The sequence below is a fragment of the Mesorhizobium sp. BR1-1-15 genome, from assembly GCF_020165475.1.
In the GTDB taxonomy this organism is placed as follows: Bacteria; Pseudomonadota; Alphaproteobacteria; order Rhizobiales; family Rhizobiaceae; genus Mesorhizobium.
On sequence record NZ_JAIUIF010000015.1, the window covers coordinates 50,600 to 68,616 of the forward strand.

19 protein-coding genes are annotated in these 18,017 nt (G+C 63.6%); 11 read left to right on the forward strand and 8 right to left on the reverse strand.

Annotation, left to right across the window (positions count from 1 at the left end):
• Positions 1–4 precede the first annotated feature (4 nt).
• Positions 5–799: a glycosyltransferase family 2 protein gene (locus LB541_RS22425; protein WP_140560642.1), complete on the reverse strand. Its 795-nt coding sequence runs from the start codon at positions 797–799 to the stop codon at positions 5–7.
• Between the two features lie 172 nt (positions 800–971).
• The gene (locus tag LB541_RS22430; protein WP_140495956.1) at positions 972–1,451 is read right to left on the reverse strand and encodes an Lrp/AsnC family transcriptional regulator; all 480 of its coding nucleotides are present in this window, start codon (positions 1,449–1,451) and stop codon (positions 972–974) included.
• Between the two features lie 250 nt (positions 1,452–1,701).
• On the opposite strand from LB541_RS22430, the gene trxB reads away from it, so the two are divergent.
• On the forward strand, positions 1,702–2,676 hold the full coding sequence (gene trxB, locus LB541_RS22435) for a thioredoxin-disulfide reductase (RefSeq protein WP_140495955.1): 975 nt from the start codon (positions 1,702–1,704) through the stop codon (positions 2,674–2,676).
• Between the two features lie 89 nt (positions 2,677–2,765).
• On the forward strand, positions 2,766–3,662 hold the full coding sequence (locus tag LB541_RS22440; protein ID WP_140495954.1) for a LysR family transcriptional regulator: 897 nt from the start codon (positions 2,766–2,768) through the stop codon (positions 3,660–3,662).
• A 19-nt stretch (positions 3,663–3,681) separates the two neighbouring features.
• Here the strand turns inward: LB541_RS22440 and LB541_RS22445 are convergent, their stop codons facing one another.
• Positions 3,682–4,179 (reverse strand): methyltransferase family protein, encoded by a 498-nt coding sequence (locus LB541_RS22445; RefSeq protein ID WP_140897372.1) that lies wholly within the window; start codon positions 4,177–4,179, stop codon positions 3,682–3,684.
• Between the two features lie 873 nt (positions 4,180–5,052).
• Entirely contained in the window at positions 5,053–7,104 is a 2,052-nt protein-coding gene (locus tag LB541_RS22450; protein ID WP_140524872.1) for an elongation factor G, read from the reverse strand.
• A 325-nt stretch (positions 7,105–7,429) separates the two neighbouring features.
• On the opposite strand from LB541_RS22450, the gene LB541_RS22455 reads away from it, so the two are divergent.
• Complete coding sequence (locus tag LB541_RS22455) at positions 7,430–7,825, forward strand: cupin domain-containing protein (protein ID WP_140495951.1); 396 nt, start codon at positions 7,430–7,432, stop codon at positions 7,823–7,825.
• Positions 7,826–7,881: 56 nt separating this feature from the next.
• On the opposite strand, the gene LB541_RS22460 is transcribed toward LB541_RS22455, so the two are convergent.
• Positions 7,882–9,084: a pyridoxal phosphate-dependent aminotransferase gene (locus LB541_RS22460; protein ID WP_140495950.1), complete on the reverse strand. Its 1,203-nt coding sequence runs from the start codon at positions 9,082–9,084 to the stop codon at positions 7,882–7,884.
• Between the two features lie 216 nt (positions 9,085–9,300).
• Between LB541_RS22460 and LB541_RS22465 the strand changes: the two genes are divergently transcribed.
• From LB541_RS22465 to LB541_RS22475, 3 genes are all read left to right on the forward strand, one after another.
• A complete protein-coding gene (locus LB541_RS22465; protein WP_140556021.1) occupies positions 9,301–10,191 on the forward strand; it encodes an EAL domain-containing protein in 891 nt (296 codons plus the stop codon).
• Positions 10,188–11,036, forward strand: a complete 849-nt coding sequence (locus LB541_RS22470) for an EAL domain-containing protein (protein WP_140556019.1) — start codon at positions 10,188–10,190, stop codon at positions 11,034–11,036. The genes LB541_RS22465 and LB541_RS22470 overlap by 4 nt, the downstream gene beginning before the upstream one ends.
• 112 nt (positions 11,037–11,148) lie before the next feature.
• On the forward strand, positions 11,149–11,757 hold the full coding sequence (locus LB541_RS22475; protein ID WP_140556017.1) for a glutathione S-transferase family protein: 609 nt from the start codon (positions 11,149–11,151) through the stop codon (positions 11,755–11,757).
• 354 nt (positions 11,758–12,111) lie between these two features.
• On the opposite strand, the gene LB541_RS22485 is transcribed toward LB541_RS22475, so the two are convergent.
• On the reverse strand, positions 12,112–12,312 hold the full coding sequence (locus LB541_RS22485) for an iron-containing alcohol dehydrogenase (RefSeq protein WP_140556015.1): 201 nt from the start codon (positions 12,310–12,312) through the stop codon (positions 12,112–12,114).
• Between the two features lie 267 nt (positions 12,313–12,579).
• Positions 12,580–12,792 carry a cold-shock protein gene (locus LB541_RS22490; RefSeq protein ID WP_010910991.1) on the reverse strand — a complete coding sequence of 71 codons (213 nt, stop codon included), beginning with the start codon at positions 12,790–12,792 and terminating at the stop codon, positions 12,580–12,582.
• 275 nt (positions 12,793–13,067) lie between these two features.
• On the opposite strand from LB541_RS22490, the gene LB541_RS22495 reads away from it, so the two are divergent.
• Positions 13,068–13,397 carry a hypothetical protein gene (locus LB541_RS22495; RefSeq protein ID WP_224619634.1) on the forward strand — a complete coding sequence of 110 codons (330 nt, stop codon included), beginning with the start codon at positions 13,068–13,070 and terminating at the stop codon, positions 13,395–13,397.
• A gap of 28 nt (positions 13,398–13,425) precedes the next feature.
• Here the strand turns inward: LB541_RS22495 and LB541_RS22500 are convergent, their stop codons facing one another.
• Positions 13,426–13,995 carry a methylated-DNA--[protein]-cysteine S-methyltransferase gene (locus LB541_RS22500; protein ID WP_224619636.1) on the reverse strand — a complete coding sequence of 190 codons (570 nt, stop codon included), beginning with the start codon at positions 13,993–13,995 and terminating at the stop codon, positions 13,426–13,428.
• A gap of 180 nt (positions 13,996–14,175) precedes the next feature.
• Here LB541_RS22500 and LB541_RS22505 point away from each other — a divergent pair, with 180 nt between their 5' ends.
• From LB541_RS22505 to LB541_RS22520, 4 genes are all read left to right on the forward strand, one after another.
• Positions 14,176–15,087 (forward strand): lytic transglycosylase domain-containing protein, encoded by a 912-nt coding sequence (locus tag LB541_RS22505; RefSeq protein ID WP_140495943.1) that lies wholly within the window; start codon positions 14,176–14,178, stop codon positions 15,085–15,087.
• A gap of 5 nt (positions 15,088–15,092) precedes the next feature.
• On the forward strand, positions 15,093–15,581 hold the full coding sequence (locus tag LB541_RS22510; protein WP_140566986.1) for a GNAT family N-acetyltransferase: 489 nt from the start codon (positions 15,093–15,095) through the stop codon (positions 15,579–15,581).
• A gap of 147 nt (positions 15,582–15,728) precedes the next feature.
• Positions 15,729–16,997, forward strand: coding sequence for an ABC transporter substrate-binding protein (locus LB541_RS22515; protein WP_140818150.1), 1,269 nt, complete (start codon positions 15,729–15,731; stop codon positions 16,995–16,997).
• Between the two features lie 44 nt (positions 16,998–17,041).
• The gene (locus tag LB541_RS22520) at positions 17,042–18,016 is read left to right on the forward strand and encodes a carbohydrate ABC transporter permease (RefSeq protein WP_140818148.1); all 975 of its coding nucleotides are present in this window, start codon (positions 17,042–17,044) and stop codon (positions 18,014–18,016) included.
• Position 18,017: the final 1 nt, after the last annotated feature.

Consider the following 18,017-nt stretch of genomic DNA (forward strand, 5'->3'; position numbering starts at 1 on the left):
CCGCTCACGCCGGTTCGCTGCCTTGCGAGGCCTCATACAGTTTGGCCTCGGTGGCGAAGGAATAGATCATCACCGACATCGAATAGACGAAGCCGTGCCGGCCGCACAGGAAGTAGCGCTTGGCCAGGTAGAATTTCAGGAAGTTGCCGAGCGGCGAAAGCACCAGCCGCACCAGGCCCGGCTTCTTGCCTTTCTCGACCAGGGTGGCCGCCTTGAGGCTGGAATAGGCATTTGCCCGGGCCAGATCCTCCTCGACCGATATTTCGCGGCGATGCAGCAGCACGCCGCTTTCGATCGTGCTGGTCTCGCCGGAAACGCCGAAGGATTCATGGACCCGCGCGGTCACGTCCATGGTCGCACCTTCCCGGCGGAAAAGCCGCAACAGCCTGTTGTGCAGCACCCAGCGATGGGCATAGCCGTAGCCCTTCAGCCAGTCGCGGCGGCGGATGTACCATCCGCTGATGCCGGCATTCGCCGTCTCGACCGCCGCCATGATCGACTGCCGCAGCCGGTCGTCGACGCGTTCGTCCGGGTCGATCGAAAGACACCAGGGCTGCGTGGCGTGGTCGAGCGCGAATTGCCGCTGATGCGGAAAACCCGGCCAGCCATTGTGCAGCAGCTTTATCGGATAGCCCTCAGCGACAAACTGCCGAACGATGTCCAACGTGGCGTCGGTGGAGCCTGAATCGACGATGACGATCTCGGCGCAAAAATCGATGCTTTCGAGGCACGGGCCGATCATATCGGCCTCGTTCATGCAGATGATGAGCGCCGAAATCGGGCTTGCAAACCTGGTCATGGTCCCTTCCACGGCGGATTGTCCTTGGAACTTACGCTGCTTGGGCAAGGAAACCAATCAGGCGCCAAATCGCACAAGACGATCCGGCTGCCTGCGCTGTCCGTTATCAACGCGGCGGCGATGTGGCGAAATTCCGGAATTCGCTTTGGCCGGGTGCCGCAATCGATCGGCGTCACGGCCGCTCGAACGAGACCAACCCTTCATCCTTGACCCGGCGGATGGTGAGGGCTGTGCGCACCGTGTCGACGTTCGGCGTGGAGGTCAGTTCCTCGATGACAAAGGTCTGGAAGGCGCCGAGGTCGCTTGCCACGCAGTGCAGGAGGAAATCGGATTCGCCCGACACCATCCAGGCATCGCGTACGACCGGCCAGCCGCGCGTGCGCTCAGCGAAGATGCGAAGCTCGGCATCGGCCTGATGGTGCAGGCCGACCAGGCAGAAGGCGACCACGTCGAGACCGAGCGCCGGCGCGTTGAGCAGCGCCCGATAGCCGCGAATGATGCCGGCTTCCTCCAGTCGCTTGACGCGGCGTAGGCAAGGCGGTGCCGAAATGCCGACGCGGTTCGACAGTTCGACATTGGTCATGCGCCCATCTGCCTGCAATTCGCGCAGGATCTTCCAGTCGATTGCGTCGAGGTCGGCCTTGAGCGGCATTTCGGGGCTTTCGATGATTACGGGTGGCGCAAGAATCTTGCGGGATTTTGTAATTAAACGACTTTGCTGTCCACGCCATCCCCTACGAAGAAATCCGCGTCGTACCGGAGCGGTTCGCCCGGTGCGACAAAGCTTTCCGGGGACGAACGCCAACTTGCCTTGCTGGCGTCGTGGGCAACACTTACATTACGCGCGACATCGACGAGTTTTCCATGCCGCAAACGCCGGCAGCCCTCCGCAGAGGCTTTTCATGACCACCAAGCACGCGCCTGTCCTCATCATCGGTTCCGGCCCGGCCGGTTATACCGCGGCGATCTATGCCGCCCGCGCCATGCTGAAGCCGATGCTGGTCGCCGGCCTGCAGCAGGGGGGCCAGCTGATGATCACCACCGACGTCGAGAACTATCCCGGTTTCGGCGAACCCATCCAGGGTCCGTGGCTGATGAGCGAGATGCTCAGGCAGGCCGAGCATGTCGGCACCGACATCATCGCCGACATCATCACCGAGGTCGATCTCAACGTGCGGCCGTTCCGCGCAACCGGCGATTCCGGCACCGTCTACACGGCCGATGCCCTGATCATCGCCACCGGCGCGCAGGCCAAATGGCTTGGCATTCCGACCGAACAGACGTTCATGGGCTTCGGCGTATCGGCTTGCGCCACCTGCGACGGCTTCTTCTACCGCGGCAAGGATGTCGCGGTGGTCGGCGGCGGCAATTCGGCGGTGGAAGAAGCACTCTATCTGTCGAACCTCGCCAAGAGCGTGACGGTCATCCACAGGCGCTCGGACTTCCGCGCCGAACGCATCCTGCGCGAGCGGCTCTTGAAGAAGGACAATGTCCGCGTCATCTGGGACACGGTTGTCGACGAGATCACCGGCCGTCCGGGCAAGACGCCACTGCCGCCTTCGGTCGAAGGGTTGAAGCTGCGCAACGTGGTGACGGGTGTCGAGACGCAGCTCGAGGTCGACGGCGTGTTCGTCGCGATCGGCCATGCGCCGGCGGTCGAGCTGTTCGTCGGCAAGCTGAAGCAGAAGCCGAACGGCTATCTGTGGACGGCGCCGGATTCGACCCGCACCGACGTGCCCGGCGTGTTCGCCGCCGGCGACGTGACCGACGATATATACCGCCAGGCGGTGACTGCGGCGGGGCTGGGCTGCATGGCGGCGCTCGAGGCGGAGAAGTACCTGGCCGGCATCGAGGTGCATCGCGAGGCGGCCGAATAGCGGTTCGCAAACTGTTGAAAGAACGGCTTAGAAACGCCGTGTAAAAGCCTGATTTTTCATTCAGACGCCAAACAGGAACGAGGGGAATCATGGCGTTGGACTGGGACAAGCTACGCGTGTTTCACGCTGCGGCGGAAGCGGGGTCGTTTACACATGCGGCCGAGACGCTGCATCTGTCGCAATCGGCGATTTCGCGCCAGGTCAGCGCGCTCGAGCACGATGTCGGCGTGCCGCTGTTCAACCGTCACGCCCGCGGCCTGGTGCTGACCGAACAGGGCGAGATGCTGTTCCGCACGGCGCATGACGTGCTGATGAAGCTCGAGACCATCAAGTCGCGGCTGACCGAGACCAAGGACCGCCCCTCCGGCGTGCTCAGGGTCACGACCACGGTCGGGCTCGGCGCCGGCTGGCTGACCGAGCGCGTGCAGGAGTTCATCGAGCTCTATCCTGAAATCAGCCTGCAACTGATCCTCGCCAACGAGGAGCTCGACCTCACCATGCGCCAGGCCGATTGCGCCATCCGGCTGCGCCAGCCGCAGCAGCCGGACCTTATCCAGCGCCGCCTGTTCACGGTGCATTTCCACCTCTATGCTTCGCCAGGCTATATCGCCAAGCATGGCAGGCCGGCTTCGGTGGCCGAGCTCAAGGCGCATCGCATCGTCACTTTCGGCGTGCCGGTGCCCGCGCATCTGTCGGAGCTGAACTGGCTGGAAACGGTCGGCGATTTCGAGGGCGGCCAGCGCGTGCCGACGCTGCAGATCAACGACATATTGTCGATCAAGCGCGCGGTGCAGGGCGGCGCCGGCATCGCCATGCTGCCCGACTATGTCATCTCCAAGGATTCCGGCCTGGTGCAGCTCCTGCCGGAAACGGAGGTGCCTTCCTTCGACACCTATTTCGCCTACCCGGACGCGATGAAGAACCAGGCGAAGCTGCACGTATTTCGCGACTTCATCATCGCCAAGGCGCGGAGCTGGTCGTATTGACCGGAGATCGTGCAGACCCTCACCCCCGCCAGCGCGTCAGGCGGGGCAGCCAGGCGGGCACGTTGCGGCGGTAGGTTTGGTATTCATCGCCATAGCGGCGTGCGAGCGTCGGCTCCTCGTACAGCTTGACGAAGGTGGCCATGGCCGCGGCTGCCATGGCGGCGTAGGCGACAAGCGTCCAGCTTGAAAACAGCAGTGCCTGGCCGATGATGATCGACAGCACCGCCACATACATCGGATTGCGGACATGGCGGTAGAGCCCGCCGACCACCAGTCTCTCGGTCGGAGCGACCGGAGCAGGCGTGCCGAGGCCTTCAAGCGCAAAGCAGGCGAATGCATGCAGCAGCGCCGCCACGGCGACCGCGATGAGGATCCAGCCAAGAGGGGCAAGACCCGGCAGGCTCGACCATGGCCGGTCCCAGCGATCCGTCAGCAGCCACGGCACGAGGCCGGCGACGATACAGGGTGCCGCGATGAAGAACGCAGCACTGCCGGCGATCGCCGAAAAGGTCCGCATTGCTTGTCTCCCGCCTGAAGCATGTCACGCCCAAACCGATTCCCGCGACGCGCTCAAGTCTTTGTTGTTCACGTCGCTGCCGAACCGAGGACACTTTGCGCGACATGCATTAGTTGCCTCGGAAATAAACGCCTGCTGCCTCATTCCACGCCATTGCGCATTTTTGACATTTCGGGATGAAAACCGAGCGTGATTCGCGATTCCGCCGTGACAATTGTCTCATTGCGGGTTCCGCTTCGGTGATTCTGCTGGTCCTATTGGGTCCAGAAATGGCTTAGACCACAGCCTGCGTCTTTTTGCATGCGTGTGTTGCAAAATAGATGCTTGTTTCTTGGGCATGATGAGCACATATATAGTTCATCTCCTGGGCGCGTTCTCCTCCCATTAGCGCCCTCGAGTGTTCCCCTCTGGAGGTTAGCCTTAACAGGCACTTCCAATCAAACTCAGCCGGATCTTCATTGATCCGGCTTTTTTGTTGCCCGGAGGCTGCCGGAAGGGCGGGAAAATCCACCGAAATAGCCACGTAACAGTGACATGTAACCTCTGGTAACATGTCAAAGGCGTTCGGCTCCTGCTAAGCAGACCATAGGACGCGGTGTGGTCGGACGGGAGATGGGGGCATCACTCGGACGATCCGGGCTCAGGCGGCTACCGCGTCCGAACCTTCTTCCGCCGAAGCGGCGACTTCAAGATGCGGCGGACCTGCCGTTTCTCCTCCCAAGAAAACGGTCCGCAAACAAAACGGCGTCCGGCCCCCCGGGCGTCGTTTTTTGTTTGCGCCCCCTCGAACAAGGTTCGAGAGGGCACTCACCCAAATCTTTGTGGATGTCGATGTCCCAAAGCCGAGATCACTTTAGACGACATGCATCAGAATCAGGCTGCCTTGCCGTTGGCATTCATCGCTTCGTCGGCGAGCCGGCCGGTGAGTTCGGCCATGTGGTCGAAGACGGCGCGGTAGCTGGCGACGCCTGAGGTGGCCGAGCGCAGCTCGATGATCAGATCGCCGATCTCGGATTGCGGCATGGTCGCCTCGACGACATCCCATCCTGGCCAGCCGGGTCGCGCGTCGTAGCCGAGGATCTGGCCGCGCCGCTGCGGGATCAGGGCGATGATCTTCGAGGTCGCATCGGAGGGCGTCACGATCTCGACCTTCATCACTGGCTCCAGGAGCACGGGCGAACAGCCCGCCATGCCTTCCTTCATGGCAAGCTTGGCCGCCATCTGGAAGGCCATGTCGGAGGAATCGACCGCGTGGTAGGAGCCGTCCGACAGGTTGACGGCGACGTCGACGACGGGAAAGCCGAGCGGGCCCGACTTCAGGTAATCGCGTATGCCGCTTTCGACCGACTGGATGTAGGTCTTGGGCACCACGCCGCCGGTGATGGTATCGGTGAACTGGAAACCTGCGCCGCGCGGCAGCGGCTTTATCTCGATCACCACATCGCCGAACTGGCCGTGGCCGCCGGACTGCTTCTTGTGGCGGCCGCGCTGCTGCGCCGATTTGCGGATAGTCTCGCGGTAGGGCACCGCCGGCGGATGGCCTTCGACCGGAATCTGGTTCTTGCCCTCGAGCCGTTCGCGTACGACGCGCAGGTGCATTTCTCCATGGCCCGACAGCACGGTCTCGGCCGAGTCCTGGTTATGATGCAGGCTGAGCGAGGGATCTTCTTCGGCCAGCCGTTGGATGGCGGCCGACATCTTCACCTCGTCCTTGCGCTCCTTCGGCCGCAAGGCGAAAGCGAAGACAGGCTGCGGCGGCTCGAACTGTAGCAGCGGCTTCATGCCGCCCTTGGCCGAGGTCAGCGTCTGGCCGGTCTTGACCGCGTCCAGCTTGCCGAGCGCGACCGTGTCGCCGGTCTTCGCCGCGGTGAGCTTCGACTGGTCCTTGCCAAGCATCCTGTAGATGCCGGACACCTTTGCCATGTCGCCGCCGGGCAGCCAGAGCTCGGAGCCATCGGCGACTTGTCCCGAAAGGATGCGCGACACGGACAATTTGCCTCCATGCGGCGTATGGATGGTCTTCATCACCTGAACCACGGTCGCGTTGCCTTCGGGGGCGCCGAGCCGTTTGCGGGTCGCGTCGATGTCGGGCGCATCATGGCGGATCGCCTTCAGGAGACGCAGCACGCCATTGCCTTTCTCTGCGGTGCCGATCAGCACCGGCGTGACGGCGCCGTCGCGCAGGTCCGCGGCAAGATCGTCGAAGACCGCGTCCTTGGGCGGCTCGATCTCCTCGAGCAGCTGTTCCATCAACTGGTCGTCATGGTCGGCCAGCCTTTCCAGCATCGAAAAACGGGCTTCCAGCTCGCGCGCCTTTTCGTCGCCAGGTATCTGGGCCACCTCGCTCTCGGCATATTCGCGGTAGATGTAGGCGCGTTCCAGCGCCAGGTCGATCGAGCCGATGACGACGCCGTCCTTGCGCAGCGGTATCTGGCGCAGAAGCAACGGCACCGCACTTGCCGGCTGCAGCATCTTCAACGTGTCGCGCACGCCCGCGATCGCCTTGTCGACCTTGTTGAGAAACAGGATGCGCGGCACGCCGAGATCGTCGAGCTTGCGCATGATGAGCTGGAGGGCGGGAATCTTCTTTTCGTCGGCTTCGGCGACGACCACTGCGAGGTCGCTGGCGGCCAGCACCGGTTCGGCCTCGAAGGAGAATTCGATCGATCCGGGACAGTCGACGAAGGTGAACTGCTCGCCCATGAATTCTGTGGTGGCGAAGGTCGCCTCGACGCTCATGGCGTGCGCGCGCGCCTCGGGCGAATGATCTGAAACGGTGTTTCCTGAGGAAACCGGGTTCTGGCGGGGAATGGCGCCCGTGCGCGCCAATATGGCTTCGAGAAGTGTCGTCTTACCGCTTGCGAAGGGACCGACTATGGCAATGCATTTCGGTCCCGTGCGTCGTCCTCCGGCGCGATTACCCATGACTGACCTCCACTCAGGCGTTTCCCTGGGGACCGACTGGCATTCATGGTTCAGGCCAAGGTCAGTCGGTCCTGAGCGGCGGCCGGCCTGTTCGACCGTCGCGGGCGGGCTTGTCTTCAACCGGCCCAAAGGTATCGTCCCACTTGTTTGCCGGCAGGGCAAGGAAAATAGGTAGCCTCAGGGGCTGAGCGCGCGGTGCGGTTGCCGCTGACTTGCAAGCCGAACAGACCGGTTGCGTCGACGGCCATATCGGCCGAAACTAGGGTCTCGAAAGAAGAGCGGCGTCGCCGCCGCCCGCATCGCCACCAGTTCCAGGGATCGAACGATGAAGATCATTGCTTGCGGCAGCACGCCGACCGTCATCGCGCCGGAAAAGTACTTCACCGGCCGGGTGCTGCAGACGCCGATCATCGAGAAGGAGGCTCCGGCACGGCTGCGGGCGACATTGGTCAGCTTCGAGCCGGGCGCGCGGACCCACTGGCACACGCATCCGCTTGGCCAGACGCTGTACGTCACGTCGGGTGCCGGCCTCGCCCAGACCTGGGGCGGTCTCATCCAGGAGATCAGGGCAGGGGACGTCATCTCGTTCGCGCCAGGCGAAAAGCACTGGCATGGGGCCGGGCCGAAAACGGCGATGACGCATATAGCGATGCAGGAAGCGCTCGAGGGCGTGCATGCCGACTGGCTGGAAGCGGTGACGCCGGCCCAATATGGCGGCTGAGTACCGTGTCGAGCCGATCTAAAAACCCGGCGTTTGGCCGGGTTTTGTTTTCACGATCAGGTCAGTGATGCCGTAAAGCGCTGGATGCGCGTGCACGCCTCCTCCAGCAGCGTCTCCGACGTGGCGTAGGAGATGCGGAAGTTCGGACCGAGGCCGAAGGCCGAACCGAATACCACCGCCACGCCCTCGGCCTCGAGCAGCTCCGAGCAGAAGGCCTCGTCGGTGTCGATCACCTTGCCGGCCTTGGTCTTCTTGCCGATCAGCTGGGCGCAGGACGGATAGACGTAGAAGGCGCCTTCCGGCGACGGACAAGAGATGCCGCGCGCCTGGTTGAGCATCGAGACGACGAGATCGCGGCGCCCCTGGAAGATCGCCTTGTTCTTGGCGATGAAGTCCTGCGGGCCGTTCAGCGCTTCGACCGAGGCCCATTGCGCGATGGTGCAGGCGCCCGACGTCTGCTGGCCCTGGATCATGTCCATCGCCTTGATCAGCTGGACGGGACCCGCGGCGTAGCCAATGCGCCAGCCGGTCATCGCATAGGCTTTCGACACGCCGTTCATGGTCAGCGTGCGCTCATAGAGCTTCGGCTCGACCTCGGCGATGGTCTTGAAGACGAAGTCGCCGTAGGTCAGATGCTCGTACATGTCGTCGGTCAGCGTCCAGACATGCGGATGCCTGAGCAGCACGTCGGCGAGCGACCGAAGCTCGGCCTCGGTGTAGGCGGCGCCCGACGGGTTCGACGGCGAGTTCATCAGCAGCCACTTTGTGCGCGGCGTGATCGCCTTTTCCAGCACTTCTGCCGTCAACTTGAAGCCGTTGTCGATCGAAGTGTCGGCGAACACCGAAGTGCCGCCGCAGATCGCCACCATCTCGGGATAGCTGACCCAATAGGGCCGGGGGATGATGACCTCGTCGCCAGGGTTCAGCGTCGCCATGAAGGCGTTGAACAGGATCTGCTTGCCGCCAGTGCCGACGATGGTCTGCTCCGGCTTGTAGTCGAGATTGTTCTCGCGCTTGAATTTCTTCGCGATCGCTTCGCGCAGCGGCGCGATGCCCGACACCGGCGGATATTTGGTCTCACCACGGCGGATGGCCTCGATCGCCGCATTCTTGATGTTGTCGGGCGTATCGAAATCCGGTTCGCCGGCACCCAAGCCAATGACGTCGCGGCCGGCATTTTTCAGCTCGCGGGCTTTCTGCGTCACTGCGATGGTGGCGGAAGGCTTCACGCGGGAAAGGGTGTCGGCAAGGAAGGCCATGACCTTTTTTCTCTCCAGAAAGGATCAGCGCGGCCAGGAGCGGCCGCGGCGCTTCTCATGTCGCATCATTCCCGTGAGTGCAAGCATTGTCGGCTGGGCCAGTGCCGCAAGGAGGTCAATGAGCCGTGATCGGCAACAGAAAGTTCATTAACGGGCGGTAGAGGCTTGCGTGGCAGGATCGTAACCCAATTGCGCCAGTTCGCGGAGCGAGGAACCTTGTCGCGCAGCATCGGGCTTGCCCATATCATCCGTCATGATGACGGCACCTCGTCAGGTGTCTGGGGCATTTATACGTTGCAAAGCGCCTTCCAGCCGATCTTCGCCTTCAGGGAAGGCAAGCTGTCGGTTGCCGCCTTCGAGGGCTTGATCCGGCCGTTCCGCGACGGCGAGCCGCAATCGCCAATGAGCTTCTTCAGCACCTGCCCGGCCGCCGACCGGCTTCATGTCGAGGCGCTGACCAGGACGCTGCATCTGCTGAATGCCGGCGCCTGCCTGCCGCAGGAAGCGTCGATCTTTGTCAATTTCGATCCGTCGGTGTTCACCGAGCGCGCCGTTGCCGACAATGCCTTGCGCGAAATGCGCCTGGTGCTGCACGAGGCCGGCATCGATCCGGGCCGTGTCGTGTGCGAGGTGACCGAGCAGCGTCCAGCCTCGCAGGAGACCCTGCACGGTTTCGTCGCGGCGTTGAAGGGCAACGGCTTTCGCATTGCCGTCGATGACTATGGCGCCGACGATTCCGACATCAACCGCATCAAGGAGTTGAAACCCGACATCGTCAAGTTCGATGCCCACTGGATCACGCAGTTGATGGAGTCCGGCGCCGGCTTCGCGCTGCTGACGTCCATGGTGAAAAGCTTCGAGGCACAAGGCATCCGCACCGTGTTCGAGGGCATCGAGGAAGGCTGGCAGCTGGAGCTGGCCGAGAAATCCGGGGCTTCGATGGTCCAGGGTTTCGTGCTGGCACGGCCGGAACTGGCGCCGACCAGCTTCCGCGTCTTCGGCGAGGACGGGCCATCGCCTGCCGCCGACAGTGCATCTTCCGTCCCGGCAGCCGCGCCGCATACCGCGCGGGCGGCGAAAGCCTTTGGGCGCAGGGGCACACGATGAGGCCCGAGCGGCGGCGCGATGTCGGCGATGCGATCTTCATGGACGAGGTCGGTATCGAATATGGCGTTTATGGCGACTTCCGCCTGCGCAGCGCCTACCAGCCGATCTTCGCGCCGCGCGGCCGCTTCCTGCACGCAATCGCGGTCGAGGGCCTGATAGAGCCGCATCGCGCCGGCCGGCCGGGCGCCGCACGGGCGTTCTTCGAAGGCGTCGCGGCCGAGGACCGGCTGTTCGTCGAAACCATGTGCCGCGTGCTGCATCTCAGGAACTTCCGCAACATCGGCGTCGACGGGCTCGATCTGTTCTTCAACTACAATCCATTGGTCAACGCCCATCGGGGCCGGGCCTTGGCCGAAATCCGGCTGATGAGCAGGCATCTCGGCGAGCTCGGCCTGGCCCCCGGCATGCTGGTCTGCGAAATCACCGAACAGGCGGCCGACGACACGCTGCTGGCCAGGCTGGTGCGCGAGATGCGCCGCGACGGCATCCGCATCGCCATCGACGATTTCGGCACCGGCCACTCGACCGAGGAGCGGGTCAGCCTGCTCAAGCCCGATATCGTCAAGATCGACGGTGGCTGGTTCGCGCAATTCTGCCGCCACGCCGCCGCCGAGCGGTTCTTCCGCCCGCTGGTCTCCAGCCTGCACGACCGCGGCGCCAAGGTCCTGGTCGAGGGCATCGAACAGCCCACCCATCTGCGCGTCGCGCTCGATGGCGGCGTCGACCTGCTGCAAGGTTTTCTACTCGCCCGGCCGGCGCTGGCCGGGGTGATCGTCGACGAGCGACCGCTCGCCATCGACGCGCTGCTGGGCAGGGACAGCAAGGTGGTGCCGCTGTTCGGGTAGCGCCGTGTGCTACACATCAGCGGCGCTGATCGTCGCGCCAAAACTAATCATTGGTGAGGACGGCGCGGCTACGATAATCGCGTCTGCACATGGCAGCGCTCGGGGACCAGCGATGATACTTTACAGCATGATCGATAGCGGCAACTGCTACAAGCCGCGCCTGCTGATGGCCAAGCTCGGCCTCCCTTTCACCACTGTCGAGGTGAGTTCGCACACGGGCGATACGCGAAAAGCGGATTTCGTCGCCAAGAATCCGAACGCCATGGTGCCGCTGCTGGAGCTCGACGACGGAAGGCGGATCGCTGAATCCAACGCCATCCTGCTCTACCTCGCCGAGGGCACGCGCTTCCTGCCCGCGGACAAGTATGAGCGCGGGCTCGCCTATCAATGGCTGTTCTTCGAACAGTACAGCCACGAGCCCTATATCGCCGTGCGCAAGGCGCTGCTGACCTTTCCCGAAAGGGCCAAGGACGCGACGCCGGAGCGGCTGGCGGTGACACTGGAGCGCGGCAACAAGGCGCTCGGTGTCATGAATAAATACCTGGAGAACAACGCGTTCTTCGCCGGAAGCGCCTACAGCGTCGCCGACATTGCGCTCTACGCTTATACGCATACGGCGGAGCAGGGCGGCTTCCAGCTCGACGCCTACCCGGCGGTGGCTGCGTGGCTAAAACGAGTGGAAGCGGATCCGGGGCATGTGCCGATGGAGTGGGTGGGGTAGCTTTATCCTCAACCTCGTCGCCGCCTCGCGGCTCTTTGGGGGCGGGGCACGCGTCAACAGGCGCGAGGCCCGGCCGCCCATCGTCCGGGAAGCTGCGCGGGAGCTATTTCAACAGATGGTCGTAGTCGGCATAGGGTGCCGATCCAGAACCAGATCACATCTTCATTGTTGCGTATGGCAACAGCCGGTAGTTTCGTCGACCCGCGCCGACCAATAGCAACCGACCTGCTTGAAATGTAAGGAGGGATGAAAAGGATCGGAACGCAGTCTGGGAAAACTCCCTGTCCGCCTTTGCTTTGATCGACGATGACAGTTTTTCATAAGCCTTCCAGAATGATGGAGAGGCGCCGTGATTCACAGAGGGCGAGTCCGGCCGGCGCGATGGTCAGCCAATGCCTGTTCGGCAAGCTTGTCCAATCGCCCCGCCCTCACGTCGGTCTCGATCTGCCGATCCCACAGGTCCGCCTGGAGCGCCTCGAACCATGCGGCAAACGCCTTCAGCTCCTCGGGGCTCAGTTCGGTGATGGACTTTTCGATTTGCTCAAGCTTGGTCATGGCCGGATAATACCACTCTAGTGGTACCACAGGTGGGACTCCAGGTTCGGCTTTACATGCCTGGAATCCAGGCAAATAAAAAGGCGGGACAATGCCCGCCTTCCCATTTCGGTAGCCTGATCGGGAGCGTCCGGTCCGGGCTGGCAGCTATCTGCTGATCCGGCTTGTCGGGTCTTTCCGCTCCGGCGCGCTTCTCGCGCGACCGTCAGTACATCCGTGACTTGCCGCGCGCCCCGGGCTGTCGCCCGGCGCGCGCCATTTTCAAAATCAGGCTGCCTTGCTCAGAGATCCAGCGGACGACTTGCCAGTGCGGCGGTCCTGCTCGATCTCGAAGTTGATCTTCTGGCCTTCGACCAGGGTCGACAGCCCAGCGCGCTCGACAGCGGAGATGTGGACGAAAACGTCCGCGCCGCCCGCGTCAGGCTGGATGAAGCCGAAGCCCTTGGTGGCGTTGAACCACTTGACCGTTCCAGTTGCCATAAAAATAGTCCTTCACATTTGCTTTGGTTTGACCGAACCGAGGTCCAGCCGGTGTGCATCGAGATTTTGGAGATAGACGTCAGCAAACGCGAAGATCGCGAGGCCCGGATCGATCGGCCGAAATATCAATGGGGCTGATATAGGCTGCTTTCGCACGAAATACAAGACTGCGTGAGAAAGCCGTGATCGAGGGACCGCCCAATGGCCGCCCCAATCCGGTGAAACCGTTGCGTCAGATGGCGCTGTCCGTGAGCCGCGCATCAGGGGAGAGGACCATGAAGACCATTCTGCTGGCAGCATGCCTGACGCTGGTTGCCGCCGAGGCGCAGGCGATCTCGCGCTACGATCCGACGCGGATGGAGTGTGGCCGCGTGCAGGCGACGATCGCGCGGCAGGGCGCCGTCATCCTGCGTTACCAGTCGAGGCGGGTACCGGGACTGCCACTCTACGACCGCTATGTGCAGAGCCAGCAATTCTGCACAACGGGCGAGGTGAGGACACGCGCCTATGTGCCGAGCGCCGATACGAAATCCTGCCCGGTCTATAATTGCAAGCGCCCGGACAACGATCGGCATTTCCGCCGGCGGTTTTTTCATAACGACTAGGCCATAGCCTGGCGCGGCGGCTATCGTTTCAAAATCCGAATGAGACCTGCGCGGGCGGCGGCGGGCCGACGCGCACGCCTTCCATGGCCAGCATCTTTTCCTTGGTGGTCGAACCGCCGGGCGCCGAAAAGCCGCCGATCTTGCCGCCGGCCGCGAGGATACGGTGGCAGGGAATGACCAGCGGCACCGGATTGGCGCCAAGCGCGGCACCGGTTTCGCGCGGCAGGCCGGCATGGCCGGCGCGCTTGGCCAGTTCTCCATAGGTGGTGGTTTCGCCATAGGCTAGCTTTCGCGCCGCGCCATAGATGGCGAGGCGGAAATCGTCGATGCCGTCGAGATCGACCGGCACGCTGGAGAAATCGATATCCTCGCCCGCCGCATAGGCCTTGATCGAGGCGATCAGCTCGACCACCCACGGCGGCTGCACGGTAGCGGCCGAAACGCCGGCGTGGCGCATCAGCCGCCGCTCGACCGCCTCGCGGCTGCGTTCGGGCAGGCAGAGCCGGATCAGGCCCTTTTCGCTCCAGGCAATACCCATGAAGCCGATCACTGTTTCTAACACTGCGTGGCCGGCTGTGATCTGCGACGGCGTTTGCATGGCGTGCTCCTTTCGCAAAATGGCCAGAAACCGGCATTCATGCCGGTACATATCAGGAACAATATGGCATTTCGGCCCGAGTCTCGCCACCCGAAAACCACCTGAGCGCCCCGATTGCTCGCCAGGAATCGCTGGTGTAAGGGATTTCTTAACATCCGACGAACCGGACCCGAACGCGGCTTGCCAGCAAAACAAACCCTTATCGCGCTCGGCGTGATCGCGGCCATGGCCTGCGTCAGCGGTTGCACGTCGACATCGCAGATGAAATCCGCGTCTTCCCTGACCGAAACAGCGACCGTCGCCGGCACCGATGCCGGCTTCACCATACCGTTGCCGGAGACGGTTTCGGTGCTGCCGGAATCGTCGGGGATTACGCCCGTTCAAACCGCTGAGTTGTCCGCCGGCCCGACCACACAGGCGGCCGCGGCAACCGCGGCCTTTGCCGGAGCGACCCCAACCGCACCGGCCGTGCCGGCGGTGATGACCGCCAATGCCTGGCAGGCGCCGCCGCCGGCTGGCGCCGGCGCACCAATCAAGGCGGCAGCCACCTACGCCACCGCCGGGCTCATCGTGCCGGCGATCGCCAGGAACGATCAGAAAGCCATGCCCGGCGTGCAGCAGGCGGCCTATGTTGTGCCGCAGAATCCGGCTGCCCTCGTCCAGTTTCCTGCCGCTCCGGTGCAGGAAGAGCATGCGACCGGCGTGCGCGGCGATATCGACCGGCTGATCGTAAAATACGCCGCGTTTTATCAGGTGCCGGTCGACCTTGTGCGCCATGTCGTCAACCGCGAAAGCACCTTCAATCCCAAAGCCTACAACAACGGCCATTGGGGGCTGATGCAGATCAAGCACGCGACGGCGCGCGGCATGGGCTATGACGGACCGGCCAGGGGCCTGTTCGATGCCGAAACCAACCTGAAATACGCCGTCAAATACCTGCGTGGCGCCTGGCTGGTGTCGGACGGCAACGCCAAGCGCGCCGACTGGCTCTACCAGACCGGCTACTATTTCGACGCCAAGCGCAAGGGCCTGCTCGAGGCGACCGGCCTCGGCGTCGACCGCAAGCGGCGCCGCCTGCTGCCCGACGCCTGAGCGAAATGCCCGAACCGCGCCCGCCGGCTCCGAACGACATCCGGCTGCGCAAGATCCTCGACGAGACGCTGGTTCCCGCGCACTGGCCGGATGGCTTTGTCATGCGCACCCTCGAGCACGGCGATGCGCCGGCCTTGCATGCGCTGCTGAGCGAGGTGTTCGATGATGGCGCCGACGGCCCGTTCGACGAATGGTGGCCACGCATCTCAGGCGACCCCGAATTCGACCCTGCGCTCTGTTTCCTCGTCATCGACACCAAGGGCCTGCTGGTGGCGGCGGCGCTGTGCTGGACGAGCGCCTTCGTCAGGGATCTCGCCGTGCATCCGCAGGCGCGCGGCAGGGGCATCGGCGAGGCGCTGATGTGGCACGCCTTCGCCGTCTTTCGCGAACGCGGCGCAGACCATGTCGACCTCAAGACCAACACGGTGGAAAACGCCGCCGCTGTCAGGCTCTATCAGCGGCTTGGGATGAGCCCTGTCGCCTGGGAAGGCTGAAGCCGCGGCCCGGCCCACCGCCGCTCGCGGGCATCGCTCGGGAACCCAGAGCGCCGCTCCGCATTCAAAGAGTGGTGGAGGGGTCCGACGAGCTTCCGGAGCCTCGAAGGCTTGCGTCGCCGTTCCGAAAGGAGATCCTCCGCCGCCATGAGGCTCTTTCACGCATTTGCCACGTTGGTCGCTGCCGCGATGATTGCGGCCATCCCTGCGCGAGCCGTCGAATTGTCGATCGTATCGGGCGACACAGGAATCGGCATCAAGGTGCTGCGTGAAATCCTCGACCGCTATGAGAAGGACAGCGGCAACAAGGTCAGCATCGTCGTCATGCCGGCATCCGGGACCGACCAGTTCGGCCAGTACAGGCTGTGGCTTGCCGCCGGCAATAGCGATATCGACGTCTACCAGACCGATGTGATCTGGGCGCCGCAGCTCGCCAGCCAGCTCGTCGACCTGACCGCGGCGACCAAGGACGTCGTCGGCGCCCATTTCCCCTCGATCATCCAGTCGCAGACCGTCAACGGAAGGCTGGTGGCGCTGCCGATCTTCACCGATGCGCCGGCGCTCTACTACCGCAAGGACCTGCTCGACAAATACGGCGCCAAGGTGCCTGCCACCTGGAAGGAGCTGGCCGACACCGCCAGGCTGGTCATGGACAAGGAGCGGGCTGCCGGCAACAAGGACATCTGGGGCTTCGTCTTCCAGGGCAATGCCTATGAGGGGCTGACCTGCGACGCGCTCGAATGGGTGATGTCGAATGGCGGCGGCCAGATCATCGAGCCGGACGGCACCATCTCGATCAACAATCCAAAAGCGGCGGCAGCGCTCGACATGGCCAAGGGCTGGGTCGGAAGCATCGCGCCACCCGGCGTGCTGGCCTATCAGGAAGAGGAATCGCGCGGCGTGTGGCAGACCGGCAATGCGGTCTTCATGCGCAACTGGCCCTACGCCTATGCACTCGGCAATTCCGAAGGCTCGCCGATCAAGGGCAAGTTCGACGTCGCGCCGCTGCCGGCCGGCACCGGCGAAGGCGCGCGCCCGGCGGCGGTGCTGGGTGGCTGGAATCTTGCCGTGTCCAAATATTCCAAGCACCCGGACGCGGCGATCGGGCTCGTCAAATTCATCGCCTCGCCCGCGATGCAGAAATACCGCGCGCTGAGGAACTCCAGCCTGCCGACCATCCAGGCGCTCTATGACGATGCCGACATCGCCAGGCAACAGCCGATCGTCCCGCGCTGGAAGCAGATATTCCTCAATGCGGTGCCGCGTCCCTCGGCCGCGGCCAAGATCAAGTACAACGAGGCGTCGAGCCAGTTCTGGAACGCCGTCCACAAGACGCTGTCGGGCGATGGCACCGCGGGCGACAATCTGGCCGACCTCGAAGCCATGCTGACAAGGCTGAAGGGCCGTGGCTGGTGACACCACAACGCGCCTCCATATCCCAATCCCACCCGGCGCAAGGGATGACAGAAGCGGAGCCGAGGACTGAAGCCGTCGCGACCCGCCGCCCGCGCTCGCGGCTGATGCGCCAGCGCGTGCGCTCGGCCTGGCTGTTCTTGGCGCCGATGCTCCTGGTGCTCGCCGCCGCTGCCGGCTGGCCGCTCGCCCGCACCATCTATTTCAGCTTCACCGACGCTTCGCTGGCCGACCTCGACGCCCGCCAGTGGGCAGGCTTCGCCAATTACTTCTCGGTGCTGCGCATGCCGAGCGGCCGGGTGCTCTATGATGGCGTGCTGGCCGATCCGGTCTGGTGGAGCGCCGTCTGGAACACGGGGCGTTTCGCGGCGATTTCGGTGACCTGCGAGACGATCCTCGGCACGATCGTCGCGCTGGTGCTCAATGCCGAATTCCCGGGCCGCGGCATCGTCAGGGCGGCGATCCTCATCCCCTGGGCGATCCCGACCATCGTCTCGGCCAAGATGTGGCAGTGGATGCTCAACGACCAGTTCGGCATCATCAATGTGGTTCTGCTCAATCTCGGCCTGATTGACACCAAGATCGCCTGGACGGCCAACGCCGACACGGCGATGGCGGCCGTGCTGGTCGTCGACATCTGGAAGACGACGCCGTTCATGGCGCTGCTCATCCTTGCCGCGCTGCAGATGCTGCCGCGCGAGATCATCGAGGTCGCGAGGCTCGACGGCGCCAATCCGTGGCAGATCTTCTGGCGGGTGACCTTGCCGCTGATCCGCCCTGCGGTGATGGTGGCGGTGATCTTCCGCGCGCTCGATGCGCTGCGCATCTTCGACCTGATCTATGTGCTGACGCCCAACAACGTGCACACCAAGTCGATGTCGGTGTTCGCGCGCGAGAACCTGTTCGAGTTCGACAAGTTCGCCTACGGCTCGGCCGCTTCGACGCTGCTGTTCCTCATTCTTGCGCTTCTCACCATGGCCTATATCCGGATCGGCGGGGTCAGCCTCGAGGGCGGGCGCTGAG